This is a genomic window from Burkholderia sp. AU45388, from assembly GCF_030481585.1.
In the GTDB taxonomy this organism is placed as follows: Bacteria; Pseudomonadota; Gammaproteobacteria; order Burkholderiales; family Burkholderiaceae; genus Burkholderia; species Burkholderia sola.
In genome coordinates this window covers 363,964-388,429 of record NZ_JAUJPV010000004.1, presented here as the reverse complement: position 1 = coordinate 388,429, position 24,466 = coordinate 363,964, and the positions used below count along the sequence as shown (strand labels likewise).

Sequence of the window (24,466 nt, the reverse complement as noted above, 5' to 3'; positions counted from 1 at the left end):
TGTATAAAAAGGATGCCAACGATGTTCGGCGAGATCGCCCGTTTTCTGCTCAATACCGTCTTCACGCTATTCGGCGCCGCGCTGATTCTGCGCGTCTGGATGCAGGCCGTCCGCGTGCCGCCGTACAACCCCGTCACGCAAGCCGTGCTGCAGGCGACCAACTGGCTCGTGCTGCCGTTGCGCCGCGTGATCGCGGGCGTACGCGGCATCGACTGGGCCAGCGTCGTCGCGGCGCTGCTCACCGCGCTCGTCTATGTCGTGCTGATGGTCGTGATGGCCGGCTTCGATCCGGCCGCCGTGATCGCGACGCTCGTCGTGGTCGCGCTGCTCACCGTCGTGAAGTGGGCGCTCAATCTCGTGATCTGGATGACGATCCTGATGGCGCTGCTGTCGTGGCTCAACCCGCGCTCGCCGGCGATGCCGATACTCTACCAGCTCACCGCGCCGTTCCTGAACCCGCTGCGCCGCGTGATCCCGAACCTCGGCGGCATCGACCTGTCGCCGATCCTGCTGTTCGTGATCGTGCAGGTGCTGCTGATGATCGTCACGCGCGCCGCCGTGTCGCTGACGATGTTCGGCATCTGATCCGGCGCGACATCTACGCCGCCGGCCCCTGCGCCGGCGGTGCGCCAAGCGTGTCGATCACGCCGAACTGCGCGGGCATCATCGCGTAGCACACACGCACTTTCTCGTGCGACAGCCGCTCGAGCAGCCGCCGCGCCTCGTCCTCGGTGACGATGAATTCGACCTCGATCGCGAGCGAACCCTGCAGTTCGAAAAAGCGATCCTCGTGCAGCACGCGATGCTGGCCGAAACCGGCCATCGCGCGAAACGCGGAACCGCCCGCGACGCCCATCCGGTTCGCCTCTTCCAGCAGCCATTCCCACAGCGGCTTCCAGTGCAGCCGGTGCTGCTCGTGCACGTAGAAGCGCAAAAAGACCCGGTCCATCGCACCCTCCGATGGCAGCCCGCTCAGGCCGCCGCGAGCCACGCACGCGCGGTCCACATGCCGAGCGCCGTCAGCGCGAACGATCCAGTCAAGTGTAGGACAGCCACCGCCAACGCCCATCCGAATTCGCCCTCGAGCGCGTGCGTCATCACTTCGACCGAATAGGTCGAGAACGTCGTGAGGCCGCCGAGAAAGCCCGTGATCACGAACAGCCGCCACTCGGGCGGCAACCCGACGCGAACGGTGAACACGACGGCGGCCATGCCGATCACGTAGCCGCCGAGCAGGTTCGACGCGAGCGTGCCGAGCGGCACCGCGGGAAAGAATGCGTTGAGCGCGAGGCTCAGGAACCAGCGCAGCAACGCGCCGAGGCCGGCGCCGACGAAGATCGCGACGATCGAATAGAACAAGGGCACCCCCGGTCGATGACACAGCGCGGCGCAGCCGCCGTCTCCCGGTTACCCGGGCGGCGCGCAGACGCGCGGCGCTAGCTGAACTGTATGCGGATTCGGCGAGCCGCTGCAACGACGGCGGCCGGCACCGCGCAGGCCGTGTGCCAGCCCGCCGGCACGTTCATGCGCGCTGCCGGGCCGCGTCGAGCGCGTTCAGCGTCGCCAGCGCTCCGCCCTTCAGCCCGATCACGTCCGCCCGGCGCGCATGCGCTTCGCGCGCATTGATGCGGATCACGTCGGCGCCGAGCCGTTCGCTCAGCAGGCGCACGGTCGGAATCGCGGTGCCCGCGCCGATCTCCACCACGGCGACGCGCCCGGCCCGCGCGATCCAGTCGTCCAGGGCGCGTTCCTGCGCGTCGTAGCGCGCACCGAGCCAGCCGGTGTCGCCGAACATCAGGATGTTCGGCCGCGCGAGACCGCCGCAGTGCGGGCAGCGCGGCATGTCGCCCACGAGGCGGCACGTCGCTTCGTCGACCTCCGGCACGAACGGCGCCGCGTCCCACGTGTCGTCCGTGCACGGGCGCAGGCACTGCATCGCATGAATCGAACCGTGGATTTCGACGATGCGCTCAGGATCGAAGCCGGCCTTCTGGAACTGGCCGTCGACGTTGCTCGTCAGCACGAAACCGCCGTTCGGCATCGCGTCGATCCAGCGGCGCAGGATCGCGAAGCCCGCATGCGGCGTGGTCGCGCGGTAAAGCGCGAGACGGTGCCCGTAGAAGCCCCATGCGAGCGCCGCACGTGCACGAAACGCGTGCGGCGACGCGATCTCGTGAAATTCGAAACGCTCGCGGCGCAGCGCCGGATACGCGCGCCAGAAACCGTCCGTGCCGCGAAAATCGGGCAGCCCGGAATCGACGCCGATGCCCGCGCCGGCCGTGACGAGCAATGCGTCGGCGCGCGCGAGGGCGTCGACGGCGGACGCGACGAGATCGGCGGGAAGCGGCGCGGCGGCGCAGTCGGCGGGATCAGCGGAATCGGAAAGCGGCATGATGGAAAAGCGGAGGCGTCGAACGTTGCGCGAGTGGCGTCGCGATCATACGCCGGTTCGGACGTCGCGCCGCATCGACAACGCAACCGCGTGGCGCTGCGCGTGTGCGGCTCGGCGATGCGCATGCGCGCCGTCCGCACGCGCCGCACCGGCGCCCACGCTTGCTCAGTGAGCCGATTCGTCCTGCGCAACCGGAATCTCGTCGACCGCGAAATAGACCGGCTTACCGAGTTGCCGCGCAAGCGCGACGTCCGCATCCGCCCCGCGCGACGCGCCGTCGATACGCAGCACCGCATCGCAACGCCGCAGCAACCGGTGCGCGGCCGGATACAGGAACGTTTCGCCGATCGCGTCGCCGACCTGTGTCGACCCGGCCGCGGCCGCGAGCGGCAACGATACCCATTCGCCGATCATCGGCACGTGCCCGCGGCGATACACGGCGAGCGCCGCCGCTTCCAGCCGGTGCAGGTTCGCGGCGATGCGCGCGCGGTCGCCGTCCGTGCCGCTGCGATACGGGCCGGCGACCAGCACGAGCCGCGGCGTCATGCGGCGCGCACGCCCGCGGTTTCCCGCAGCGCGACGTATTGCAGGAGCATGATCGTCTTCGCATCGACGATCTCGCCGCGCTCGACCGCGTCCAGCGCCGCCTGCAGCGGCATCTCGACGACCTCCAGATCCTCGCCCTCTTCCGCGACGCCGCCGCCCGCGCCCGTGCGCAGCGACGCATCGTATTCGCCGACGAAGAAATGCAGCTTCTCCGTCACGGAACCCGGGCTCATGAACGCCTCGAACACCTTGCGCACGCCGCGCACGCGATAGCCGGTTTCCTCCTCGGCCTCCGCGCGAATGCGCGCTTCGGGCGTGTCGTCGTCGAGCAGCCCGGCGGCCGCTTCGAGCAGCATGCCGTCGTGCCCGCTCACGAACGCCGGCATCCGGAACTGCCGCGTCAGCAGCACGTCGCCCGTCTCGGCATGACGCAGCAGGATCGTCGCGCCGTTGCCGCGATCGTAGGTCTCCCGGCTCAGGCGCTGCCACGTTCCGTCGCGGCGCAGGAAATCGAACGTCACCTTCCGCAGCACATACCAGTCGTCGGACAGCACCGTCGTATCGACGATGCGCACCCGCTCCCGCGTTGCAGCCAGTCCAGCCATTGCAGCCTCCGGTTCGACAAAGGACGGCGCCCATGGTAACGTGCAGATTCGTGCAATTTCAAGAATTTTCGTGCAAACGCGATGCTGACGACCCAACGCAAGAAGGCGATCCTCGATGCGCTCGCGCGCGATGGCCAGGTACTGGCCGCCGAGCTGAGCGTGCAATTCGGCGTGTCCGAAGACACGGTGCGCCGCGACCTGCGCGAACTCGCGGCCGAAGGGCTGCTGCAGCGCGTGCATGGCGGTGCGCTGCCGGCGTCGCCGGCCGTCGCGCCGTTCGCGCAGCGCGAGGCGCTCGAAACCACGGAGAAGCGGCGCATCGCACGGCGGGCCGCGCAGATGATCGCGCCCGGGCAGGTGGCGATCGTCGACGGCGGCACGACCTCCGCGCTGCTCGTCAGCCAGTTGCCGGCCGACCTGCGCGCGACGATCGTTACGCACAGCCCGAGCGTCGCGGTCGCGCTGGCCGCGCATCCGTCGATCGACGTGATCCTGATCGGCGGGCGGCTCTACAAGCACTCGATCGTCGCGGTTGGCGCGGCGGCGATGGAAGGCATCGCGCGCATTCGCGCGGATCTGTATTTCATGGGCGTCACGGGCGTGCATCCGGTAGCCGGCCTGAGCACCGGCGATTTCGAGGAAGCGGCGATCAAGCGCGCGCTGGCCGAACGCGCGGCCGAGACGGTCGTGCTCGCGTCGCAGTCGAAACTGCGCGCGGCGTCGCAGTTCGTGATCGGCGACCTCACGCTGGCGCAGGCGATCGTCGTCGAGAAGGAAACCGACACCGCGCTGACGAAGCCGATCGAGGCCGCGGGTGTGACGGTGGTGCGCGCATAGCGTGCGGTGCGCTCGTACGCGCCGAATCGGTTGCGAGTTGCACCGCGCTCGTGCCGAACCCATGTCAGCGTGCTGACAGGCACCGCTTGCTAACATGGGCGATCGTCCGATCGCCACGTGCTACCCGCCCGATGCTTCCGCCCTCCACCACAACTGCCCCGGCGCCGCCCGCAGGCGACGCACCGTCGCCGGGCGTCCTTGCACTGTTCGTCGCGTTCGCGCAGATCGGCCTGACCAGCTTCGGCGGCGGGCTCAGCGGGCGGATGATGCGCGATTTCGTGCACGAGCGACGCTGGCTCGACGAAGAGGCGTTCCTCAACGGTCTCGCGCTGTCGCAGGCGTTGCCGGGCGTCAACGTGAAGAACCTCGCGATCTGGATCGGCTACCGGCTCGCCGGATGGCGCGGCGCGGTGGCCGGCTTCACCGGCATCATCGCGCCGCCGGCCGTGTTGATCGTGCTGTTCGGCGTCGCGTTCTCGACCCTCACGCGCTTTCCGCTCACGCACGTCGCGCTCGCCGGCGCGGCGGCCGCGGCGATCGGGCTCTCGATCTCGATGGCGATCACCGCGGTGCGCCGGCTGCCGCGCCGCGTGCTGCCGTTCGCCGTCATGACGCTCACGTTCGCGTCGGTTGCGGTGCTGCACTGGCCGCTCGTATGGACCGTGCTGATCGGCGGCACGCTGAGCGTCGCGCTCGAATACCGTCGTGCGGCCGCCGCGCCGGTCGGGAGCGACGCGCGATGAATGCGTCCGCACGTTACGCAGCACTGTTCGGCGTGTTCGCGCCGCTGTCGATCGCGACGATCGGCGGCGGGCAGGCGGTCATCGCGGATATTCAGCGGCAAGTCGTCGATGTCCATCACTGGATGAGCGCCACGCAATTCGTGAACGACTTCGCGATCGCACGGATGGCGCCGGGCCCGGGCTCGTTGCTGGCGACGCTGATCGGCTGGCAGGTCGCCGGCTTCTGGGGCGCGGTGATCGCGACGCTCGCACTGTTCGGCCCGACCGCGTTCCTGATCTACGGCGTCGCGCATCTATGGCGGCGACACCGGGGCGCGCGCTGGCAAATCGCGCTCGAAGCCGGCCTGCGTCCGGTCGCGGCCGGCATGATCCTCGCGTCGGTATGGGTGCTGCTGCAGGCGCTCGACGGCGGCTGGGCGGCTCGCGCGATCGCGATTGCGTCGACGCTGTGCGTGATGTACACACGCATTCATGCGCTGCTGTTGATCGCGATCGGCGCGCTGCTGCTCGTCGGCTTGCACGCGCTCGGCGGCGCTTGACGCGCGCCACCGTCATCGCCCCGGGCGCCGCCTGCTCGCCTAAACGCCGCGAAACACCGGCGCACGCCGCTCCGCGAACGCACGCAACCCCTCGTCGAAATCCGCGCCTTCGCACGCCCGCCGACGCAAGTCGGCGATCCGTTCGAGCGCGTCGGTCAGCAATGGCCGCGCACATCGAGACCCAGGAATGCAAGCTCGCGCTGTAGACGGTACCGCACAGGCTGTTCGCGCGCGCTCTGTCGCTGCGCTGACACGACACCGCGCTCGCCAGCCACGCGGTGCAGGAGGTGAAGGCCGAAATCGTCTGGCGGTTCGATACGCACGGGCAACGGCCGGAGCGTGCGCGGCCGGCCGGTATTGACAACGCCCCAGGCACCCCTTAACGTGGCGTCCATCCTAACCATCACCGGTTCAGCTTGAGAGGTTGTCGGCCCGCTCGTGCTCGACACCTCTGCCTTCATCGAAGGCCTGCTGCTTGGCGCCGGCCTGTTCACGTCGGTCGGTCCCAAGGACGCCTTCGTCATCAAGCGCTCGATTTCGAGCCCTCACCTGCTTTCCATTGCCCTCGTCTGCGCCGGTAGCGACGCGCTGCTGATCGCGCTCGGCGCACACGGGCTGTCGGCGTTGCTGTCGCGCCATCCCGGCGTCGTGTCGGCCGCGCTGTGGGCCGGCATCGCGTATCTCGCCGGCTATGGCCTGCTCGCGCTGCGCTCGGCGATCGTCGGACGGCAGCCCGAACATGTGGATGGCTCACGCGTCGGCAGCGAACCCACGCGGTCGCGCACCGTGCTCGCAACCGCCGCCGTTTCGCTCCTCAATCCGTATGCATGGATCGATACGGTGCTGCTGCTCGGCACCGTGATCGTGAGCCACGCGCCGTCCGCCCGCGCGCCGTTTGCGATCGGCGCAGTGACTGCGTCGCTCGCGTGGTTTCTGGTGCTCGTCTATGGCGCACGCGCGTGCCGTGCGTGGTTCGCTCGTCCGCTCGCGTGGCGCGTGCTCGACGGCTTCGTCGCGATGATGATGCTCGGCTTCGCGGCGCGTTTCGCGATCGACGCGCTTTAGGCGTCAGCCTCCCGATAGCGATTCCGATATCGCGCGGAATACGTCGTGCGCGCGGGCATGCAATTCGAACCCGATACCCGGCGCCCGCGGCACGCGTGCGTATCCCGCGTCGACGATTTCGCCATCGGCGAGTCCGCTGAACGGTTCGAATGCGAACGGGCTGACTTCCGCACCGCCGAGCCCGAGCGCCGCGACGACGTGCAACGAGAACAGGTGCCCCCCGTGCGGCCAGAACGCGTCGCGCCGCCAGCCACGCGATACGAAGTGATCGACGATCGGCAGATAGCCCGCCAGCCCGTAGCTGTGCACGGGATCGAACACCAGTACGTCGCGGTCGCTGCGCAAGCCGCCGTAGCGGTCGAGCAGCTTCGCTTCCGCGAGCGAGAACAGCGCTTCGCCGGACGCGATCGGCGCAGCGTATCGCTTGGCGACGTCCGCCTGGAGCGGCAGGTCGAGCGGATCGCAGATATCCTCGAACCACCAGAGGTCGAACGGCGCGAGCATCGCGGTCGCGGCGGGTGCCGTCGTCGCGTCGTACGTGTTCATCGCGTCGACTGCAAGATGCGAAGGGCCGGCCAGCTGTGCGGCCGCGGCTTCGATGCGGCGCCGGTCCTGCTCGACATCCGCGCCGCCGATCTTGATCTTCGCGTGCGTGTAGCCGAGATCGACGATCCGGCGCATCTCGTCCGACAGGCGCGCGAGATCGTCATGCGGATAGCGGTAGCCGCCGCCCGCGTACACGCGCACGCGCGACTGCGGCGTGCGTCCGAGACGATCGGCGAGAAAACGATGCAGCGGCAGGTCGGCGATCTTCGCGGCGGCATCCCAGATCGCCATGTCGAGGGTGCCGACCGCGACGCAGCGTTCGCCGTGCCCGCCCGGCTTCTCGCCGGCCATCATCGCGCGCCATGCGCGGAACGGGTCGAGGTTCGTGCCGGCTTCGTCGGCGAGTGCGTCGGCCGCGGCCAGCAAGCGCGGCGCGAATCGTTCGCGGATCAGGCCGCCCTGCGCGAAGCGGCCGATCGACGCGTAGCCGTAGCCCGTCACCGGGCGGCCGTCGCGCACGACGTCGGTAACGACCGCGACGACGCTCGTCGTCAGGCCGCCGGACGCAATCGCGGGATCGGTATAGCGGGACACGGGAATCGCACGTTCGTGGATCGCGGTGATGCGCATGGTCGGGGCTCCGGAGGGGCGTCCGGCACAGGCGGAAAGTTCATGCGCTGCAGCGGAATCGGTGGGCGGATCGCTGCATCTTAGGGGTTTGCGTGATGGCGTGCAGGATCGGTGGCGAGCGTCATCGTGTCGTCGCCCGGGCAATTGCGTGTCGAATTCGTCAGGGGGTGCAGCTGGATAAAGAAGCGCGCCGAGCAGGCGGCCATGCTCGGCGCGCTATTTCCGAATCGAGTCCGGTCGAGCCGGGATCTCGATTACCGTCCCGGCTCCATGAACCGGGACGATGGCGGTATGCCTGGACTGAATCGAATCGACAGGCTCGCTCAGGCGAAAACGAAGTACTTGCGCACCGTCTCGACCACTTCCCACGTCCCTTTCATGCCGGGTTCGATCACGAACACGTCGCCGGCTTTCAAGTGCTGCGGCTCCTCGCCTTCCGGCGTGATGATGCAGTAGCCATCGAGGAAGTGACAGTACTCCCATTTTTCATAGTTCACTTCGAACTTGCCCGGCGTGCAGATCCAGGTGCCCATGATCTTGCTGCCGTCCTTCGAGACGTACGCGTTGAGGTTCACGGTGTGCGGATCGCCGCCGATGCGCTTCCACTTGGTTGCATCAAGGACAGGCGTCGGGCAGGTTTTGCGCAGAACGGTGATGAAATCGGACATGTCGGCTCCAGACTAACGATCGTATGAGAGGCCTGTCACGTTAGTTCGAAAGCTTTGCATGGGCTTGTATGCTTCCGACACCGACTCGTCCATTTTCGACATTGGCTGGCGTGCCGGCGGGCCGCACCAGTTTCGATACCGGCGGCCAAGACGCTCCACTTGCCATCCCCACCCAAACCCCTGTAGAATTGCGCGTTCTGCGGGCGTCGTATAATGGCCATTACCTCAGCTTCCCAAGCTGATGACGTGGGTTCGATTCCCATCGCCCGCTCCACTTTCCGGCTGCACAACAGCCTGCGCATGAGCCGCCTCGTCGAAGGCGGCTTTTTTGTACCATGCGCCGAATCGCCCGGCAGCATTGCTGCGCAACGGGCCCTCGCCCGAACCGAGCCTTTCTCTGTACCGATGATGCACGACGATCCGAACGAAGCCGGCCTGCCGCCGCACGACGACGCCATTCCCGACGAAGCCGGCCAAGCCGGCGAAGGCGCCGACGAAGTCAACCCGCTGCACCGCCGCCGCATCCGCAGCTTCGTGACGCGCGCCGGCCGCGTGTCGACCGGCCAGCGCCGCGCGCTCGACGAGTTCGGCCCGCGCTTCGTCGTCCCGTATGCGCCGGAGCTGCCCGACTGGAACGCGATCTTCGGCCGCAGCGCACCGCGCATCCTCGAGATCGGTTTCGGGATGGGCGCGTCGACCGCGGAAATCGCCGCGCATCGCCCGGGTGACGATTTCCTCGGCGTCGAGGTCCACGAGCCGGGCGTCGGCGCGCTGCTGAAGCTGATCGGCGAGCAGGATCTGACGAACATCCGCATCATCCAGCACGACGCGGTCGAGGTGCTCGAGCACATGATCGCGCCGGAAAGCCTCGACGGCGTGCACATCTTCTTCCCCGATCCGTGGCACAAGGCGCGTCACCACAAGCGCCGGCTGATCCAGCCGCCGCTCGTCGCGCATCTCGCGTCGCGCCTGAAGCCCGGCGCGTACCTGCACTGCGCGACCGACTGGCAGAACTATGCGGAGCAGATGCTGGAAGTGCTCGGCGCGGAACCGACGCTCGAAAACACGGCCGCCGATTACGCACCGCGCCCCGACTACCGTCCGGTGACGAAGTTCGAACGGCGCGGGCTGCGGCTCGGCCACGGCGTGTGGGACCTGGTGTTCCGCAAGCGCCCACGCTGAGCGCCCCACCCCGCGCGGAATAAAAAAATCCCGACCGGCGTCTCGCGCCGATCGGGATTTTTTCATGGAGCGGCGCATCGACCGCTCGCCAGCCTCACGTCCAGTTCAGCCAGCCGCTGTAACCCACCAGCAGCACGAACAGCCCGAACGCGATCCGGTACCACGCGAACACCGTGAAATCGTGCGTCGCGACGTAGCGCAGCAGCCAGCGCACGCACACGAACGCGCTGACGAACGCGGCGACGAGCCCGAGCGCGAACAGGCCGAGCGAATCGACGGTGAACGCCTGCCAGTCCTTCACGGTTTCGTAGAGCGTCGCGCCGAAGATGATCGGAATCGCGAGGAAGAACGAGAATTCGGTGGCCACGCGCCGGTCGAGACCGAACAGCATCCCGCCGATGATCGTCGAGCCCGAGCGCGACATGCCGGGCACCAGCGCGAAGCACTGCGCGATACCGACCTTGAGCGCGTCGAGCGGCGTCAGCGCGTCGACCGACATCACGCGCGGCGGCTCGCTGCGTTCGCGCTGCCGCGCCTCGGCCCACAGGATGATCGCGCCGCCCACGACGAGCGCGAATGCGACGGGCACCGGCGAGAACAGCACGGCCTTGATCTTCTTCTCGAACAGCAGGCCGAGCGCGATCGCGGGAATCGTCGCGATCACGACGTTCAGCGTGAAGCGCTGCGCGTCGGGCCGGCTGGGCAGCCCTGACACGACGGATACGATGCGCTGCCGGTATTCCCAGCAGACCGCAAGGATCGCGCCGAACTGGATCACGACGTCGAACGTCTTCGCGTGCGAATCGTTGAAATTCAGGAAGCTGCCCGCGACGATCAGGTGTCCGGTGCTCGACACCGGCAGGAATTCCGTCAGCCCCTCGACGACGCCGAGGATCAATGCCTTGCAGATCAGGATCCAGTCCATCCGTGGCCCAACTCCGAAATGGTCGAAAGAAAGGGCCACTCTTGCGCGCGCGGCCCGCCCGGCCGCGCGCGCCCGTCGTCACTTTTCGACGATCGCCACGCGTATGCCGTTTGTAAGGATCGTAATTGTACCGGGTTCGTAGTTCACTCCGGCAAATTGCAGTTGTTCCGGCTTGAACGTGTAGATCGGATAGTTGGTCAGCAGCTGCGTCGCGAGCAGGCCGGCGGCCGCGCCGACCTGCTGCGCGTACATCTGCGCGTCGCCGTCGAGCGCGAGGCTGTCGACGGCCGGCGCCCTCAGCACGACCGAACGGCTCGGTGCGTCGTACGCGAGCTGGCCCGACACGGTGAACTTGCCGCTGACGGGCTCGCGCAGGAACGGGCTCGCGAAATGGGCGTCGAGCTGCACGGCCACGCGGTTCTGGTCGGGCAGCAGGTTGACGGCCGGGTTCGCGAGCGACACGTCGACCACCTGGGCGACCGTCTTCTGGTAAGGAAACTTCCGCGCGACGGCCTTCTGCACGTCGCCGCGCGAGAACGTGTAGTGATCGGGAATGAACGGGAACGTCGACGCGCACGCGGCGAGCGATACGCACACGCCGACGGCGCCGATAGCGGCAGCGAGAAAACGGCGCCGGCCGGGCGCGCGAGGGACGGTCATGCTGATTTCTCTCCTGGATGCGTCGGCCGCGTCGCGGCCTCGAGGCGCGTGAGCCACGCGAGCGCGTCGTCGCGCGACGCGCCGCACATGTCGGCGGACGGCTGCAGCCCGGAACAGCACGCGGGGCGCTCGGGCCGGCCGAAGATCATGCAGCGCAGGTCGTCACCGAGCTGCACGCAGCGCACGCCGGCCGGCTTGCCGTCGGGCATGCCCGGAATCGGGCTGGAAATCGACGGGGCAATGCAGCACGCGCCGCAGCCCTCGCGGCACGCATGCGGCGGCGGGACTTCGGCGGGCGCCGGGCGGGCAGGCATTTCGACGGACACTCGACTCTCTCGACGAACAACGAAAAACGGTGCGGCAACCGGACGCGGCGTTCGGCAGCCCCACCCCGCATTGTGCCATCGCCGGCTGCGACGTTATTACACAATCCAGCCCGAGCGCGTGTTCATATACTCGAAAGCATCTAAAAAAGCGCGAGACCGCCATGCGTTCTGGTTCTGCCGACACGATGTTCCGTCCCGATTTGCTCACGAAATACGGCGCGAACGGGCCGCGCTATACGTCGTACCCCACCGCGCTGCAGTTCCGCGACGATTTCGATCCGGCCGACTACGTCCGCGCGGCCCGCGACCCCGGCGCGTCGTCGAGCGACCTGTCGCTGTACTTCCACATCCCGTTCTGCAACACCGCGTGCTTCTACTGCGGCTGCAACAAGATCGCGACCAACAACCGCCGCCGCGCGCGCCCGTATCTCGACCAGCTCAAGCGCGAGATGGCGCTGCAGGCCGCGCTGTTCGATCCGTCCCGCCCCGTCACGCAGCTGCACTGGGGCGGCGGCACGCCGACCTTCCTGTCCGACGACGAAACGGCCGAGCTGATGGCGGCCACGCGCGAGCATTTCACGCTCGCGCCGGACGCCGACGCCGAGTTCTCGATCGAGATCGATCCGCGCACGGTCACGCCGGCGACGCTCGTCCATCTGCGCACGATCGGCTTCAACCGGCTGAGCCTCGGCGTGCAGGATTTCGACCCGGTCGTGCAGCAGGCGATCAACCGCATCCAGCCGCGCGCGATGACGGCCGACCTGCTCGCCGCCGCACGGGCGACGGGCTTCCATTCGGTGAGCGTCGACCTGATCTACGGGCTGCCGCACCAGACGGTCGCCGTGTTCGCACGCACGCTCGAGACGATCATCGAACTCGCTCCCGATCGCCTGTCGGTGTTCGGCTACGCGCACATGCCGCACCTGTTCAAGATGCAGCGGCAGATCGACGATGCGACGCTGCCGCCGCCGGAAACGCGCATCGCGCTGCTCGGCCTCGCGATCGACATGCTGACGTCGGCCGGCTACGTGTACATCGGGATGGACCACTTCGCGCGGCCGTCCGACGAGCTCGTGCGCGCGCAGCGCAACGGCACGCTGCAGCGCAATTTCCAGGGCTACAGCACGCGCGCGGATACCGACCTGATCGGCTTCGGCGTGTCGTCGATCGGCAAGGTCGGCGACGTCTACGCGCAGAACGCGAAGGACCTGCCCGCCTACGGCGCTGCGCTCGACGCCAGCCGGCTGCCGATCGCGCGCGGCGTGCGGCTCACGCCGGACGACCGGCTGCGCCGCGACGTGATCACGCAATTGATGTGCAACCTCGAACTGCCGTTCTCGCATGTCGAGGCCGCGCACGGGATCCGCTTCGCGGATCATTTCGCGCGCGAGCTCGACGCGCTGCGACCGTTCGAGCGCGACGGGCTGCTGACGATCGCGCGCGACCGGCTGACGATCCATCCGGCCGGCCGGATGGTCGTGCGCAACATCGCGATGGCGTTCGACGCGTACCTCGGCCAGACGTCGCAGCAGCGCTACTCGCGCACGGTTTAGGGCGGTTCGCGCGCCGGCCCACGGGCGGGCGCCGGCCGCACGCTCGTGGCCGGTTTGATAGAGTGTGAGGCTTACATCCGCTCCGCCACCCCAAGATGCGCACCACCAAAGCGACCCACGCGGTCGAACGCCTGAAGGCCCGCTCCGGCAACCCGCAATTCGCGGCCGTCGCGATGGCGGGCGGCCTGTTCTATCTCGTCGACCGCTCGGGCGGCACCGCCGAAAAACGCTGCGAGCCGCTGCCGCTCGACGAATTCGTCAAGTTCGTCGACGAATTTGGCCCCAAAAAGCCGCGCAAGGCGAGCAAGCTCGACCTCGCGTTCGAGGCGCAGATCAAGAAGAGCAAAGGGTAAAGGTCTGTTGCAGGCCGCCTGAAGGCTTCTCGGCCGTGCCGTTTGGTACAATCACGAAGTTTCTCTATCCCCGCTGATGGCCGACCTGGCTGCGTGACCACACCATGAATATCGAAAACGCGCGTTTCAACATGATCGAACAGCAGATCCGTCCGTGGGACGTGCTGGATCTGGATGTCCTGGGCCTGCTGTCGATCGTCAAGCGTGAAAACTACGTGCCGGCCCAATATCGCGATCTCGCGTTCGCCGATCTCGAACTGCCGCTGCCGGGCGGCACGAGCAAGATGCTGTTTCCGCGCGTCGAAGCGCGCGTGCTGCAGGAGCTGTCGGTCAAGAAGCACGAGAACGTGCTCGTGATCGGCGCGGGCTCGGGCTACCTGGCCGCGCTGTTCGCGCATCGCGCGCAGCACGTGACGGCCGTCGAGATCGATCCGGCGATCGCGAAGTTCGCGGAAGACAACCTGCGCAACGACGGCGTGACCAACGCCGAAGTCGTGCTGGGCGACGGCTCGCGCGGCTGGGCGGCCAAGGCGCCGTACGACGTGATCTGCGTCGCGGGCGGCCTGCCGGTCGTGCCGCAGGAAATGCTCGAACAGCTGAAGGTCGGCGGCCGCCTGTCGGCGTTCGTCGGCGGCCGTCCGGTGATGAAGGCGCAGATCATCACGCGCATCGACGACAAGCAGTACCGCGTCGCCGACGTGTTCGAAACGTACATCGACCATCTCGTCAACGCGATCGAGCCGTCGCGCTTCAAGTTCTGAGCGGCGGAGCCTCCATGCAGATCCTGACGCCCGCGATGCTCGCGGAATGGCTCGACGACACGGCGCGCCCCGCGCCGGTCGTGCTCGACGTGCGCGAGCCGTGGGAAATCGCGACCGCGCAGATCGCCGGCAGCGTGTCGATTCCGATGCAGCAGATTCCCGCCCGCAGCGAAGAGCTCGACGACGAAGCGGAAATCGTCTGCGTGTGCCATCACGGGATGCGCAGCGCCCAGGTCGCGATGTTCCTCGAATCGCGCGGCTTCACGAAGCTGTACAACCTGCAAGGCGGGATCGACGCGTGGTCGCGCGACGTCGATCCGTCGGTGCCGCGCTACTGACCGATCCTTCCTGCGGCGCATCATGTGCCGCCGCGCCGCCCGGCACCCCGCCGCCGGCCGCACAGATCCGCCGAACGGGCGCGCACCGCGCGCCCGTTTTTCTTTTCCTCCCCCCGGTTTGCCTGCGTTTCGACGCCGCCGCACCGTCGTGCACCATTTGCGCCCGTGCGCCTGCACCGCAATGGACGGCGGATGCTGCACGGCGCATCATCCGCACCGCGCCGATGCCCGCCGGTGCCCACCCGTGCCCCGCGCAGGCACGCCGGGCGTGCATCCGCGCGACTGGCACATGCCTTGCGTTACACGATGGCCGGCGCCGCCACGGCGCACGCGCATCCAACACGACAAGGGGATACCGATGAAACGTCGCAGTCTGTTGAAGTTCGGTTCGATGGCCGGCGCGCTCGCGCTGGCGGGCAAGAGCCCGTTCGCGCACGCGGCCGATGCGGGCACCGGCCCGATCAAGGTCGGCATCCTGCATTCGCTGTCGGGCACGATGGCGATCTCGGAGACGTCGCTGAAGGACACCGCGCTGATGACGATCGCCGACATCAACAAGAGCGGCGGCGTGATGGGCCGCAAGCTCGAGCCGGTGGTGGTCGACCCGGCGTCGAACTGGCCGCTGTTCGCCGAGAAGGCGCGCCAGCTGCTCACGCAGGACAAGGTCGCGTGCGTGTTCGGCTGCTGGACGTCGGTGTCTCGCAAATCCGTGCTGCCGGTGTTCGAGGAGCTGAACGGGCTGCTCTACTACCCGGTGCAGTATGAAGGCGAGGAAATGTCGCGCAACGTGTTCTACACGGGCGCCGCGCCGAACCAGCAGGCGATTCCTGCCGTCGAGTACCTGATGGGCGCGGAAGGCGGCGGCGCGAAGCGCTTCTTCCTGCTCGGCACCGACTACGTGTATCCGCGCACGACCAACAAGATCCTGCGCGCGTTCCTGAAATCGAAAGGCGTGAAGGACGCCGACATTCAGGAAGTCTACACGCCGTTCGGCCACAGCGATTACCAGACCATCGTCGCGAACATCAAGACCTTCGCGCAAGGCGGCAAGACGACCGTGATCTCGACGATCAACGGCGATTCGAACGTGCCGTTCTACAAGGAACTCGGCAACCAGGGGATCAAGGCGACCGACGTGCCGGTCGTCGCGTTCTCCGTCGGCGAGGAAGAACTGCGCGGGATCGATACGAAGCCGCTCGTCGGCCACCTCGCCGCGTGGAACTACTTCATGTCGGTGAAAAACCCGACCAACACGAAGTTCAAGGACCAGTTCGCCGCGTGGGTGAAGGCGAACAACCTGCCCGGCGGCGCGAAGCGCGTGACCAACGATCCGATGGAAGCGACCTACGTCGGCATCCATATGTGGAAGCAGGCCGTCGAGAAGGCGAAGAGCACCGACGTCGACAAGGTGCGCGTCGCGATGATCGGCCAGACGGTCGCCGCGCCGTCGGGCTTCACGCTCACGATGGACGGCAACCATCACCTGCACAAGCCGGTGATGATCGGCGAGATTCGCGGCGACGGACAGTTCAACGTCGTGTGGAAGACGAAGACGGCCGTGCGCGCGCAACCGTGGAGCCCGTTCATCGCGGGCAACCAGGGCAAGCCGGACGTCGTCAGCTCGATTCCGGCGTTCCTGCGCCGGCAGCGCGCCGCGCTGGCGTGACGCCGTGCGGCGCGTCGCGCTTCGTGTGCGACGTGCCGCTCGCGCATCCACCGCGATGCGCCGGCCCCGCTCGTCGTGACGAATCGCCACCGCCGGCGCCGCACCACTCCGCTCCCCTCGCCCGACAGGATTTCCCGATGCCCACACGCTTTCGCCGAGCCGCCCGCGCGATCGTGGCATGCGCCACCCTCGCGGGCCTGCTGCCGCACGCCGCGTTCGCGCTGACGGCGGCCGACACCGCCGCGCTCGCCGGCGACGACTTCGACGCGAAGACGGCGGCGATCGAACGGCTCGCCACAGACACCGATCCGCGCGCCGTCGCGGTGCTCAACGCGCTGTCGAGTGGCGATGCGCTCGCGACCGGCGACGGCCGCCTGCTGATCCAGTCCGGCGACACCGCGCACGACGCGCTCACGCAGGCCGCGACGCCGGCCGGCGACGCGCAGCCGGTGATGCTGAACAACCTGCTGCGCACGAAGATCGCCGGGGCGCTGTCGGGCCTCGCGCTCGCGTCGCCCGACGTGGCGGCGCGCCGCGACGCGATCGACGCACTGCTGAAGTCGCCCGACCCGGCGCTCAAGCCGATGATCGATCGTGCCCGCGCAAAGGAAACCGATCCGGCATTGAAACGCCGCCTTGATGCGCTGTGGGCGATTGCCGCGCTGCACGACGCCGATCCGGCGAAACGCCTCGAAGCCGTGCAGGTGGTAGCCGCGCGCAGCGACCTCGACATGATCGAACAATTGCGCCCGCTCGTCGCGAAGAACGCCGACGGCAGCTACGCGGAACCCGACGCACGCGTGCGCGACGCCGCGCAACACGGGCTCGATGCGTTGCACGCACTGCAGCGCCGCGGCGAAATCGTCGGCACGGTGTTCGCCGGCCTGTCGCTCGGCAGCGTGCTGCTGCTCGCCGCGCTCGGCCTCGCGATCACGTACGGGCTGATCGGCGTGATCAATATGGCGCACGGCGAATTCCTGATGATCGGTGCGTACGCAACCTATGTCGTGCAGACGCTGATCCAGCGCTACGCGCCCGGCGCGTTCGACTGGTATCCGCTCGTCGCCGTGCCGGTGTCGTTCGCGGTGGCCGCGCTCGTCGGCATCGTGCTCGAACGGCTCGTGCTGCGACATCTGTACGGCCGCCCGCTCGAAACGCTGCTCGCGACCTTCGGCGTGAGCCTGATCCTGATCCAGGCCACGCGCATGCTGTTCGGCGCGCAGAACGTGCAGGTCGTGAACCCGTCGTGGATGAGCGGCGGCGTGACGGTGATGCAGAACCTGATCCTGCCGTACAACCGGCTCGCGATCCTCGCGTTCGCGCTCGCGGTGGTGTTCGTCGCGTGGGCCGTGCTGACGAAGACGCGGCTCGGCCTGTTCGTGCGCGCCGTCACGCAGAACCGCCGGATGGCCGCCTGCGTCGGCGTGAAGACCGCCCGCGTCGACGCGTATGCGTTCGCATTCGGCGCGGGCATCGCGGGCCTCGGCGGCTGCGCGCTGTCGCAGATCGGCAACGTGGGCCCCGATCTCGGCCAGAACTACATCATCGATTCGTTCATGGCCGTCGTGCTCGGCGGCGTCGGGCAGATCGCCGGCACCGTGCTCGGCGGCTTCGGGCTCGGCCTCGCCAGCAAGGCGATCGAGCCGTTCTGGGGCGCCGTGCTCGCGAAGATCGCGGTGCTCGTGATGATCGTGCTGTTCATCCAGAAACGCCCGCAGGGCATGTTCGCGCCGAAGGGCCGCAGCGCGGAGGCTTGACGTGACTTCATACACCGATTCGATGTCGAACCCGGTCGCCGGCATGCCGCAGCCCGCCGCCGGCGCGCGCGCGGCGGACGGCTTCGCGCTCGGCCTGCCGCCCCGCCCCGCGCTGCTGTCGCGCCGCGCATGGCTCGCGCTCGTCGCGCTTTGCGTGGCGATCGGCATCGGCGTGCCGCTCGCCGCGCTCGTCGCGCCGGAAGCGAGCGCGTTCCATCTGTCCGCGTACACGATGACGCTCGCGGGCAAGCTGATGTGCTACGCGATCGCCGCGCTTGCGCTCGATCTCGTGTGGGGTTACTGCGGGATCCTGAGCCTCGGCCACGGCTTGTTCTTCGCGCTCGGCGGCTATGCGATCGGCATGTACCTGATGCGCGAGATCGGCCGCGACGGCAAGTACGGCAGCGACCTGCCCGACTTCATGGTGTTTCTCGACTGGCACCAGTTGCCGTGGTACTGGAGCGGCACGCAGCATCTCGCGTGGGCGCTCGCGCTCGTCGTGCTCGTGCCGGCCGTGCTCGCGTGGGTGTTCGGCTTCTTCACGTTCCGCTCGCGCGTGAAGGGCGTGTACCTGTCGATCATCACGCAGGCCATGACGTTCGCCGCGATGCTGCTGTTCTATCGCAACGAGACGGGCTTCGGCGGCAACAACGGCTTCACCGATTTCAAGCGCATCGCCGGCTTCGCGATCACGTCGCCGGGCACGCGCACGGTGCTGTTGCTGCTGACCTTCGCGACGCTCGTGCTCGCGTTCGTCGCCGCGCGCGCGATCGTCACGAGCAAGCTCGGGCGCGTGGTGACCGCGGTGCGCGACGGCGAGACGCGGCTGATGTTCCTCGGCTACAGCCCGCTCGCGTACAAGCTGTTCGTGTGGACCGTGTCGGCCGTGCTGTGCGGCATCGCCGGCGCGCTGTACGTACCGCAGGTCGGCATCATCAATCCCGGCGAGATGTCGCCGGGCAACTCGATCGAAATGGCGATCTGGGTCGCGGTAGGCGGGCGCGGCACGCTGATCGGGCCGATCGTCGGCGCGTTCGCGGTGAACGGCGCGAAGAGTTTCTTCACCGCGTACTTCGCCGAATACTGGCTGTTCTTCCTCGGCCTGATCTTCGTGCTCGTGCCGCTCTTGCTGCCGCGCGGGATCATGGGCCTCGTCGAAACCGTGCTCGCGAAGGGGAAACGCGCATGAACGGAACGGCCCTGTATCAGTTCACGCCGCCGCCGCCCGAAGACGAGCTGCTCGCCGTCAGCGGCAGCGCGTCGATGGGGCGCGTCGTGCCGGCCGGCATCGACACGTCGCACGGCACGATTCTCTATCTCGAGGATATCGAGGTGAGCTTCGATGGCTTTCGGGCGCTGAAGAAGCTGTCGCTCGCGATCGACGCGGGCGAGCTGCGCTGCGTGATCGGCCCGAACGGCGCGGGCAAGACGACGATGATGGACGTGATCACCGGCAAGACGCGGCCCGATGCGGGCAAGGTATTTCTCGGCCAGACGATCGATCTCGCGCGGATGAACGAACCCGAGATCGCGCGTGCGGGCATCGGCCGCAAGTTCCAGAAGCCGACCGTGTTCGAACAGCATCCGGTGTGGGAAAACCTCGAACTCGCGATGCAGACCGACAAGGGCTGGCTCGCGTCGCTGCGCGCGCGGCTCGACCGCACCGCGCAGGCGAAGATCGAGGAGACGCTCGCGCTGATCGGCCTCGAAAGCCACGCGTATCACGCGGCCGGCGAGCTGTCGCACGGGCAGAAGCAGCGGCTCGAAATCGGCATGCTGCTGATGCAGCGCCCCGCGCTGCTGCTGCTCGACGAGCCGGCGGCCGGGATGACCGACCACGAGACGATGGAACTCGCCGAGCTGCTGAACACGCTGCGCGGCACCTGCTCGATGATGGTCGTCGAGCACGACATGGAGTTCGTCGCGGCGCTCGCGGGCGACACGGGGCGCGTGACGGTGATGGCCGAAGGCGCGGTGCTCGCGCACGGCACGCTCGACCAGGTCAAGCGCGACGATGCGGTGATCGAGTCTTACCTCGGACGATGATGCGATGCTGAAAATCGAAGCGCTGAACCAGTACTACGGCGGCAGCCATATCCTGCGCAACGTGAACCTCGCCGCCGACGACGGCAAGCTCACCGTGCTGCTCGGCCGCAACGGCGTCGGCAAGAGCACGCTGCTGCGCTGCCTGATGGGCGTCGTCGCCGCGAAAAGCGGCAGCGTGTCGTGGCGCGGCACCGCGCTCGGCGCGCTGCCGCCGTATGCGCGCGTCGCGGCCGGGCTCGCGTATGTGCCGCAGGGCCGCGACATCTTTCCACGGCTCACCGTCGAGGAGAACCTGCTCGTCGGCGCGGCGAGCCGCAAGGCGCCGTCGAAAGTGCCCGACCGCATCTACGACCTGTTCCCGGTGCTGAAGGACATGCGCGCACGGCGCGGCGGCGACCTGTCGGGCGGCCAGCAGCAACAGCTCGCGATCGGCCGCGCGCTGATGAGCGAGCCGCAGTTGCTGATCCTCGACGAGCCGACCGAAGGCATCCAGCCGTCGATCATCCAGGACATCGGGCGCACGCTGCGCCAGCTCGTCGACGAATCGAAGATGACCGTGCTGCTCGTCGAACAGTATTACGACTTCGCGCGCTCGATCGCGGACAACTACTGGGTGATGAGCCGCGGGGAGATCGTCGCGGGCGGCGACGCGCGCGACATGGAGGCGAACGGCGTACGCGAGTTGATCGCGGTGTGACGGCAGTCGTGGCGGCCGGCGCCGCGGTGCGCGGCGGGTGACATGTGCGGACGGCGCGCGGGCAGCCGCGCACAGCCCTTTCAACGAACGCAGTATCTGCATTATTGTTCCGGTAGCATCCACGTTCTTCGCACCCGCTTCCTCGTTTCCCGTTCGCCGCCGATGTCCGCCCCCGATTCGCATGCCACGCTGTCCCGCCCCGCCGTCGCCAAGTCGTGGCGCGGCCGCCTCGAACTCGGCTTCGAGCGGCACGGCGCGCGCACGACGCTCGCGCACCGGCTGCACGACGGCCCGCTGCGCGTGCAGCGGCCGCTGTATCCGGAGGGCGACGCGATCTGCCACGCGGTGATCGTCCATCCGCCGGGCGGCGTCGCGGGCGGCGACCGGCTCGACATCGACATCGCGCTCGGCGACGGCACGCACGCGGTGCTGACGACCCCCGGCGCGACCAAGTGGTACAAGTCGAACGGGCTGGACGCGACGCAACGGATCGGCATCACGGTTGGCGAACACGCGAAGCTCGACTGGCTGCCGCAGAACAATCTGTTCTTCGACACGGCGCACGCGTCGCTCGACTTCACGGTGACGCTCGGCGCAGGCGCGAGCGCGATCGGCTGGGACGCGACGCAGCTCGGCCGGCAGGCGGCAGGCGAAACCTGGTCGGCGGGGCGCATCGCGTCGAGCTCGGCGCTTGTCGCCGCCGACGGCCGGCCGCTGTGGACCGAACGCGCGCTGCTCGACGCGCGCGACCCACTGCGCGGCGCGCTGCAGGGCCTCGCCGGCTTTCCCGCGTACGGCACGCTGTGGGCGGCCGGCGCCGCGTGCGACGCCGCGCTCGCCGAAGCGCTCGCCGCGCGCATGCCGTTCGACGACACGCTGCGCGCGGGCGCCACCTGCGTGACGCCCGGCGTCGTGCTGGTGCGCGCGCTGGCAACGTCGATGGAAGCGCTGCAGCGCCACTTCACCGACTGCTGGCTGCAGTTGCGACCGATCGTGCACGGCGTCGACGCGCGGCCGCTGCGTCTCTGGCAGACCTGAGCACGTCCACCTTACGCACCGTTTCGGCGCAACACCACGACACACGACGCACAGTCTGCATGCATCACGCACCACGGGCGCGCATGGCGGCACGTCGAACGCTCATGGCACGCACCTTGCTGCTTACATAAGCGATACACGACGCACGCCAAACAGCGCGGTGCTACGATGGTCCGCACCCCTGCTCGGTCGCTTACGCACCGATAAAAATTACGTTTTCCTGAACGCCTGCCTTCATGAAACTGACTCCCCGCGAAAAGGACAAGCTGCTGATCTTCACGGCGGCGTTGCTTGCCGAACGCCGCCGCGCGCGCGGCGTGAAGCTCAATTATCCGGAGGCGGTCGCCTTCATCACCGCGGCGCTGATGGAAGCCGCGCGCGACGGCAAGACGGTCGCCGAAGTGATGCACTACGGCACGACGCTGCTCACGCGCGACGACGTGATGGACGGCGTGCCGGAAATGATTCCCGACATCCAGGTCGAAGCGACCTTCCCCGACGGCACGAAGCTCGTGACCGTCCACCACCCGATTCCGTGAGGCCCCGCATGATCCCCGGCGAAATCCTCACCGACGACGGCGACCACGAACTGAATGCGGGCCGCGCGACGCTGTCGCTCGTCGTCGCGAACACCGGCGATCGCCCGGTGCAGGTCGGCTCGCACTACCACTTCTTCGAGGTCAACGACGCGCTGTCGTTCGACCGCGCGGCCGCGCGCGGCTTCCGGCTCAACATCGCGGCCGGCACGGCCGTGCGCTTCGAGCCGGGCCAGACGCGCACCGTCGAGCTCGTCGCGCTCGCGGGCGAGCGCGCCGTCTACGGTTTTCAGGGCAAGGTGATGGGGCCGCTGTAAGCCGCGCCCCGTTCTTCAGGAACAGCACATGACACTACGCTTGAGCCGCCGCGCGTACGCGGAAATGTTCGGGCCGACGACGGGCGACCGCGTGCGGCTCGCCGATACCGAACTGCTGATCGAAATCGAACGCGACTTCACCACGTACGGCGAGGAAGTGAAATTCGGCGGCGGGAAAGTGATCCGCGACGGGATGGGCCAGTCGCAGCGCGTGGCCGCCGACGTGCCCGATACCGTCATCACGAACGCGGTGATCCTCGATCACTGGGGCATCGTGAAGGCCGACATCGCGATCAAGCACGGCCGCATCGCCGCGATCGGCAAGGCCGGCAACCCCGACATTCAACCGGGCGTGACGATCGCGATCGGCGCGGCGACCGAAGTGATCGCCGGCGAAGGGCTGATCGTGACCGCGGGCGGCATCGACACGCACATCCACTTCATCAGCCCGCAGCAGATCGACGAGGCACTGGCCTCGGGCGTCACGACGATGCTCGGCGGCGGCACGGGGCCGGCCACCGGCACCAACGCGACCACCTGCACGCCGGGCCCGTGGCACATGGAGCGGATGCTGCAGGCCGCCGACGGCTGGCCGATCAACCTCGGCTTCCTCGGCAAGGGCAACGCGAGCCTGCCGCAGCCGCTCGTCGAGCAGATCGCGGCCGGCGCGATCGGGCTGAAGCTGCACGAGGACTGGGGCACGACGCCCGCCGCGATCGACAACTGCCTGTCGGTCGCCGACGACACCGACACGCAGGTCGCGATCCACACCGACACGCTGAACGAGGCCGGCTTCGTCGAATCGACGGTGGCCGCGTTCAAGGGCCGCACGATCCACACGTACCACACCGAAGGCGCGGGCGGCGGCCATGCGCCCGACATCCTGAAGGTGTGCGGCGAGATGAACGTGCTGCCGTCGTCGACCAATCCGACGCGCCCGTACACGATCAACACGCTCGACGAGCATCTCGACATGCTGATGGTGTGCCATCACCTCGATCCGTCGATCGCGGAGGACCTCGCGTTCGCCGAATCGCGCATTCGCCGCGAGACGATCGCGGCCGAGGACATCCTGCACGATCTCGGCGCGCTGTCGATGCTGTCGTCCGATTCGCAGGCGATGGGCCGCGTCGGCGAAGTGATCATCCGCACCTGGCAGACCGCGCACAAGATGAAAGTGCAGCGCGGCGCGCTGCCGGAAGACAGCTCGCGCAACGACAATTTCCGCGCGAAGCGCTACGTCGCGAAGTACACGATCAACCCGGCGCTCACGCACGGCATCGCGCACGAAGTCGGCTCGATCGAGCCCGGCAAATGGGCCGACCTCGTGCTGTGGGAACCCGCGTTCTTCGGGATCAAGCCGTCGATGATCCTGAAGGGCGGCATGATCGCCGTCGCGCAGATGGGCGACCCGAACGCGTCGATCCCGACGCCGCAGCCGGTTCACTATCGCGAGATGTTCGCGACGCGTGGCGGCGCGCTCGCGCGCACGTCGCTGACCTTCGTGTCGCAGATGGCAGCCGACGCGGGCATCGCGGAGCGCTACGGCCTCGCGAAGCGGATCGTGCCGGTGCGCAACTGCCGCAACGTGACGAAGGCCGACATGATTCACAACGCATGGCGTCCGTCGATCAGCGTCGATCCCGAAACCTACGACGTGATCGCCGACGGCCAGTTGCTCACCTGCGAACCGGCAACGGTGCTGCCGATGGCACAGCGCTATTTCCTGTTCTGATCCGG

At 68.1% G+C, this 24,466-nt stretch carries 29 protein-coding genes, 1 tRNA gene and 2 pseudogenes; 21 read left to right on the top strand and 11 right to left on the bottom strand.

Features of this window, described 5'->3' with window-relative positions; all coding sequences use genetic code 11:
* The first annotated feature begins 21 nt into the window (after positions 1–21).
* Positions 22–585 (top strand): YggT family protein, encoded by a 564-nt coding sequence (locus QZM72_RS11530; RefSeq protein ID WP_006488584.1) that lies wholly within the window; start codon positions 22–24, stop codon positions 583–585.
* Positions 586–598: 13 nt separating this feature from the next.
* On the opposite strand, the gene QZM72_RS11525 is transcribed toward QZM72_RS11530, so the two are convergent.
* The 5 genes from QZM72_RS11525 to QZM72_RS11505 all read right to left on the bottom strand — a co-directional run bounded on the left by QZM72_RS11525 (position 599) and on the right by QZM72_RS11505 (position 3,534).
* On the bottom strand, positions 599–949 hold the full coding sequence (locus QZM72_RS11525; protein WP_089467904.1) for a DUF190 domain-containing protein: 351 nt from the start codon (positions 947–949) through the stop codon (positions 599–601).
* A 23-nt stretch (positions 950–972) separates the two neighbouring features.
* Entirely contained in the window at positions 973–1,359 is a 387-nt protein-coding gene (gene crcB / locus QZM72_RS11520) for a fluoride efflux transporter CrcB (protein WP_089466854.1), read from the bottom strand.
* A gap of 163 nt (positions 1,360–1,522) precedes the next feature.
* Positions 1,523–2,392: a Sir2 family NAD-dependent protein deacetylase gene (locus tag QZM72_RS11515; protein ID WP_301738109.1), complete on the bottom strand. Its 870-nt coding sequence runs from the start codon at positions 2,390–2,392 to the stop codon at positions 1,523–1,525.
* 165 nt (positions 2,393–2,557) lie between these two features.
* A complete protein-coding gene (locus QZM72_RS11510) occupies positions 2,558–2,938 on the bottom strand; it encodes a DUF4406 domain-containing protein (RefSeq protein ID WP_301738108.1) in 381 nt (126 codons plus the stop codon).
* A complete protein-coding gene (locus QZM72_RS11505; protein WP_301738113.1) occupies positions 2,935–3,534 on the bottom strand; it encodes an NUDIX domain-containing protein in 600 nt (199 codons plus the stop codon). Before QZM72_RS11505 ends, QZM72_RS11510 begins: the two co-directional genes overlap by 4 nt.
* Positions 3,535–3,624: 90 nt before the next feature.
* Between QZM72_RS11505 and QZM72_RS11500 the strand changes: the two genes are divergently transcribed.
* The 3 genes from QZM72_RS11500 (at position 3,625) to QZM72_RS11490 (ending at position 5,662) form a co-directional block, all read left to right on the top strand.
* Positions 3,625–4,380, top strand: coding sequence for a DeoR/GlpR family DNA-binding transcription regulator (locus QZM72_RS11500; RefSeq protein ID WP_301738107.1), 756 nt, complete (start codon positions 3,625–3,627; stop codon positions 4,378–4,380).
* 131 nt (positions 4,381–4,511) lie between these two features.
* Positions 4,512–5,123, top strand: a complete 612-nt coding sequence (locus QZM72_RS11495; protein WP_089466850.1) for a chromate transporter — start codon at positions 4,512–4,514, stop codon at positions 5,121–5,123.
* Complete coding sequence (locus tag QZM72_RS11490) at positions 5,120–5,662, top strand: chromate transporter (RefSeq protein WP_089466849.1); 543 nt, start codon at positions 5,120–5,122, stop codon at positions 5,660–5,662. Before QZM72_RS11495 ends, QZM72_RS11490 begins: the two co-directional genes overlap by 4 nt.
* A gap of 39 nt (positions 5,663–5,701) precedes the next feature.
* Here the strand turns inward: QZM72_RS11490 and QZM72_RS35640 are convergent.
* Positions 5,702–5,833: pseudogene (locus QZM72_RS35640) on the bottom strand (methylmalonyl-CoA decarboxylase); the annotation flags it as partial.
* Here QZM72_RS35640 and QZM72_RS11485 point away from each other — a divergent pair.
* Positions 5,827–6,045 (top strand): annotated as a pseudogene (locus QZM72_RS11485) (LysR family transcriptional regulator); the annotation flags it as partial. The pseudogenes QZM72_RS35640 and QZM72_RS11485 overlap by 7 nt on opposite strands.
* A 55-nt stretch (positions 6,046–6,100) precedes the next feature.
* On the top strand, positions 6,101–6,727 hold the full coding sequence (locus QZM72_RS11480) for a LysE/ArgO family amino acid transporter (RefSeq protein ID WP_301738106.1): 627 nt from the start codon (positions 6,101–6,103) through the stop codon (positions 6,725–6,727).
* A gap of 3 nt (positions 6,728–6,730) precedes the next feature.
* On the opposite strand, the gene QZM72_RS11475 is transcribed toward QZM72_RS11480, so the two are convergent.
* Positions 6,731–7,903 (bottom strand): enolase C-terminal domain-like protein, encoded by a 1,173-nt coding sequence (locus tag QZM72_RS11475; protein ID WP_301738105.1) that lies wholly within the window; start codon positions 7,901–7,903, stop codon positions 6,731–6,733.
* Between the two features lie 323 nt (positions 7,904–8,226).
* A complete protein-coding gene (locus QZM72_RS11470; RefSeq protein ID WP_006496617.1) occupies positions 8,227–8,571 on the bottom strand; it encodes a cupin domain-containing protein in 345 nt (114 codons plus the stop codon).
* 199 nt (positions 8,572–8,770) lie between these two features.
* Between QZM72_RS11470 and QZM72_RS11465 the strand changes: the two genes are divergently transcribed.
* A tRNA-Gly gene (locus QZM72_RS11465) sits at positions 8,771–8,845 on the top strand.
* Positions 8,846–8,976: 131 nt separating this feature from the next.
* The gene (trmB, locus tag QZM72_RS11460; protein ID WP_301738104.1) at positions 8,977–9,753 is read left to right on the top strand and encodes a tRNA (guanosine(46)-N7)-methyltransferase TrmB; all 777 of its coding nucleotides are present in this window, start codon (positions 8,977–8,979) and stop codon (positions 9,751–9,753) included.
* Positions 9,754–9,847: 94 nt separating this feature from the next.
* Here the strand turns inward: trmB and QZM72_RS11455 are convergent, their stop codons facing one another.
* From QZM72_RS11455 to QZM72_RS11445, 3 genes are all read right to left on the bottom strand, one after another.
* Positions 9,848–10,678 carry an undecaprenyl-diphosphate phosphatase gene (locus QZM72_RS11455; RefSeq protein WP_089466843.1) on the bottom strand — a complete coding sequence of 277 codons (831 nt, stop codon included), beginning with the start codon at positions 10,676–10,678 and terminating at the stop codon, positions 9,848–9,850.
* A gap of 78 nt (positions 10,679–10,756) precedes the next feature.
* Positions 10,757–11,338, bottom strand: coding sequence for a DUF1439 domain-containing protein (locus tag QZM72_RS11450; protein WP_089466842.1), 582 nt, complete (start codon positions 11,336–11,338; stop codon positions 10,757–10,759).
* Positions 11,335–11,652 carry a YkgJ family cysteine cluster protein gene (locus QZM72_RS11445; protein ID WP_301738112.1) on the bottom strand — a complete coding sequence of 106 codons (318 nt, stop codon included), beginning with the start codon at positions 11,650–11,652 and terminating at the stop codon, positions 11,335–11,337. The genes QZM72_RS11450 and QZM72_RS11445 overlap by 4 nt, the downstream gene beginning before the upstream one ends.
* 173 nt (positions 11,653–11,825) lie before the next feature.
* On the opposite strand from QZM72_RS11445, the gene hemN reads away from it, so the two are divergent.
* The 13 genes from hemN (at position 11,826) to ureC (ending at position 24,461) form a co-directional block, all read left to right on the top strand.
* Complete coding sequence (hemN, locus tag QZM72_RS11440; protein ID WP_089466841.1) at positions 11,826–13,217, top strand: oxygen-independent coproporphyrinogen III oxidase; 1,392 nt, start codon at positions 11,826–11,828, stop codon at positions 13,215–13,217.
* Between the two features lie 95 nt (positions 13,218–13,312).
* Complete coding sequence (locus QZM72_RS11435) at positions 13,313–13,570, top strand: hypothetical protein (RefSeq protein ID WP_089466840.1); 258 nt, start codon at positions 13,313–13,315, stop codon at positions 13,568–13,570.
* A 104-nt stretch (positions 13,571–13,674) separates the two neighbouring features.
* A complete protein-coding gene (locus tag QZM72_RS11430) occupies positions 13,675–14,331 on the top strand; it encodes a protein-L-isoaspartate O-methyltransferase (protein WP_301738103.1) in 657 nt (218 codons plus the stop codon).
* 14 nt (positions 14,332–14,345) lie between these two features.
* A complete protein-coding gene (locus QZM72_RS11425; RefSeq protein ID WP_301738102.1) occupies positions 14,346–14,669 on the top strand; it encodes a rhodanese-like domain-containing protein in 324 nt (107 codons plus the stop codon).
* A gap of 358 nt (positions 14,670–15,027) precedes the next feature.
* Positions 15,028–16,335 carry an urea ABC transporter substrate-binding protein gene (gene urtA / locus QZM72_RS11420; protein WP_089466838.1) on the top strand — a complete coding sequence of 436 codons (1,308 nt, stop codon included), beginning with the start codon at positions 15,028–15,030 and terminating at the stop codon, positions 16,333–16,335.
* A 137-nt stretch (positions 16,336–16,472) separates the two neighbouring features.
* Complete coding sequence (urtB, locus tag QZM72_RS11415; RefSeq protein ID WP_301738100.1) at positions 16,473–18,092, top strand: urea ABC transporter permease subunit UrtB; 1,620 nt, start codon at positions 16,473–16,475, stop codon at positions 18,090–18,092.
* Position 18,093: 1 nt separating this feature from the next.
* Positions 18,094–19,281, top strand: a complete 1,188-nt coding sequence (gene urtC / locus QZM72_RS11410) for an urea ABC transporter permease subunit UrtC (protein WP_089466836.1) — start codon at positions 18,094–18,096, stop codon at positions 19,279–19,281.
* Positions 19,278–20,138, top strand: coding sequence for an urea ABC transporter ATP-binding protein UrtD (gene urtD, locus QZM72_RS11405; RefSeq protein ID WP_301738099.1), 861 nt, complete (start codon positions 19,278–19,280; stop codon positions 20,136–20,138). The genes urtC and urtD overlap by 4 nt, the downstream gene beginning before the upstream one ends.
* 4 nt (positions 20,139–20,142) lie before the next feature.
* Complete coding sequence (gene urtE / locus QZM72_RS11400; RefSeq protein WP_301738097.1) at positions 20,143–20,835, top strand: urea ABC transporter ATP-binding subunit UrtE; 693 nt, start codon at positions 20,143–20,145, stop codon at positions 20,833–20,835.
* A gap of 162 nt (positions 20,836–20,997) precedes the next feature.
* On the top strand, positions 20,998–21,873 hold the full coding sequence (locus QZM72_RS11395; RefSeq protein ID WP_301738095.1) for an urease accessory protein UreD: 876 nt from the start codon (positions 20,998–21,000) through the stop codon (positions 21,871–21,873).
* 236 nt (positions 21,874–22,109) lie between these two features.
* Positions 22,110–22,412: an urease subunit gamma gene (gene ureA / locus QZM72_RS11390; RefSeq protein ID WP_301738094.1), complete on the top strand. Its 303-nt coding sequence runs from the start codon at positions 22,110–22,112 to the stop codon at positions 22,410–22,412.
* Between the two features lie 8 nt (positions 22,413–22,420).
* Positions 22,421–22,726 carry an urease subunit beta gene (locus tag QZM72_RS11385; RefSeq protein WP_089466832.1) on the top strand — a complete coding sequence of 102 codons (306 nt, stop codon included), beginning with the start codon at positions 22,421–22,423 and terminating at the stop codon, positions 22,724–22,726.
* Positions 22,727–22,754: 28 nt separating this feature from the next.
* Entirely contained in the window at positions 22,755–24,461 is a 1,707-nt protein-coding gene (gene ureC / locus QZM72_RS11380; protein ID WP_301738093.1) for an urease subunit alpha, read from the top strand.
* The last annotated feature ends 5 nt before the right edge of the window (positions 24,462–24,466 follow it).

Coding starts and splice junctions, on each gene's coding strand:
- QZM72_RS11510 (WP_301738108.1), bottom strand. CDS start 2,938: ATGACGCCGCGGCTCGTGCTGGTCGCCGGCCCGTATCGCAGCGGCACG.
- QZM72_RS11500 (WP_301738107.1), top strand. CDS start 3,625: ATGCTGACGACCCAACGCAAGAAGGCGATCCTCGATGCGCTCGCGCGC.
- urtD (WP_301738099.1), top strand. CDS start 19,278: ATGAACGGAACGGCCCTGTATCAGTTCACGCCGCCGCCGCCCGAAGAC.
- ureC (WP_301738093.1), top strand. CDS start 22,755: ATGACACTACGCTTGAGCCGCCGCGCGTACGCGGAAATGTTCGGGCCG.
- QZM72_RS11490 (WP_089466849.1), top strand. CDS start 5,120: ATGAATGCGTCCGCACGTTACGCAGCACTGTTCGGCGTGTTCGCGCCG.
- urtB (WP_301738100.1), top strand. CDS start 16,473: ATGCCCACACGCTTTCGCCGAGCCGCCCGCGCGATCGTGGCATGCGCC.
- trmB (WP_301738104.1), top strand. CDS start 8,977: ATGATGCACGACGATCCGAACGAAGCCGGCCTGCCGCCGCACGACGAC.
- QZM72_RS11445 (WP_301738112.1), bottom strand. CDS start 11,652: ATGCCTGCCCGCCCGGCGCCCGCCGAAGTCCCGCCGCCGCATGCGTGC.
- QZM72_RS11385 (WP_089466832.1), top strand. CDS start 22,421: ATGATCCCCGGCGAAATCCTCACCGACGACGGCGACCACGAACTGAAT.
- QZM72_RS11455 (WP_089466843.1), bottom strand. CDS start 10,678: ATGGACTGGATCCTGATCTGCAAGGCATTGATCCTCGGCGTCGTCGAG.
- QZM72_RS11495 (WP_089466850.1), top strand. CDS start 4,512: ATGCTTCCGCCCTCCACCACAACTGCCCCGGCGCCGCCCGCAGGCGAC.
- ureA (WP_301738094.1), top strand. CDS start 22,110: ATGAAACTGACTCCCCGCGAAAAGGACAAGCTGCTGATCTTCACGGCG.
- urtE (WP_301738097.1), top strand. CDS start 20,143: ATGCTGAAAATCGAAGCGCTGAACCAGTACTACGGCGGCAGCCATATC.
- QZM72_RS11530 (WP_006488584.1), top strand. CDS start 22: ATGTTCGGCGAGATCGCCCGTTTTCTGCTCAATACCGTCTTCACGCTA.
- QZM72_RS11435 (WP_089466840.1), top strand. CDS start 13,313: ATGCGCACCACCAAAGCGACCCACGCGGTCGAACGCCTGAAGGCCCGC.
- QZM72_RS11475 (WP_301738105.1), bottom strand. CDS start 7,903: ATGCGCATCACCGCGATCCACGAACGTGCGATTCCCGTGTCCCGCTAT.
- urtA (WP_089466838.1), top strand. CDS start 15,028: ATGAAACGTCGCAGTCTGTTGAAGTTCGGTTCGATGGCCGGCGCGCTC.
- QZM72_RS11515 (WP_301738109.1), bottom strand. CDS start 2,392: ATGCCGCTTTCCGATTCCGCTGATCCCGCCGACTGCGCCGCCGCGCCG.
- hemN (WP_089466841.1), top strand. CDS start 11,826: ATGCGTTCTGGTTCTGCCGACACGATGTTCCGTCCCGATTTGCTCACG.
- QZM72_RS11430 (WP_301738103.1), top strand. CDS start 13,675: ATGAATATCGAAAACGCGCGTTTCAACATGATCGAACAGCAGATCCGT.
- QZM72_RS11450 (WP_089466842.1), bottom strand. CDS start 11,338: ATGACCGTCCCTCGCGCGCCCGGCCGGCGCCGTTTTCTCGCTGCCGCT.
- QZM72_RS11470 (WP_006496617.1), bottom strand. CDS start 8,571: ATGTCCGATTTCATCACCGTTCTGCGCAAAACCTGCCCGACGCCTGTC.
- QZM72_RS11425 (WP_301738102.1), top strand. CDS start 14,346: ATGCAGATCCTGACGCCCGCGATGCTCGCGGAATGGCTCGACGACACG.
- QZM72_RS11525 (WP_089467904.1), bottom strand. CDS start 949: ATGGACCGGGTCTTTTTGCGCTTCTACGTGCACGAGCAGCACCGGCTG.
- QZM72_RS11395 (WP_301738095.1), top strand. CDS start 20,998: ATGTCCGCCCCCGATTCGCATGCCACGCTGTCCCGCCCCGCCGTCGCC.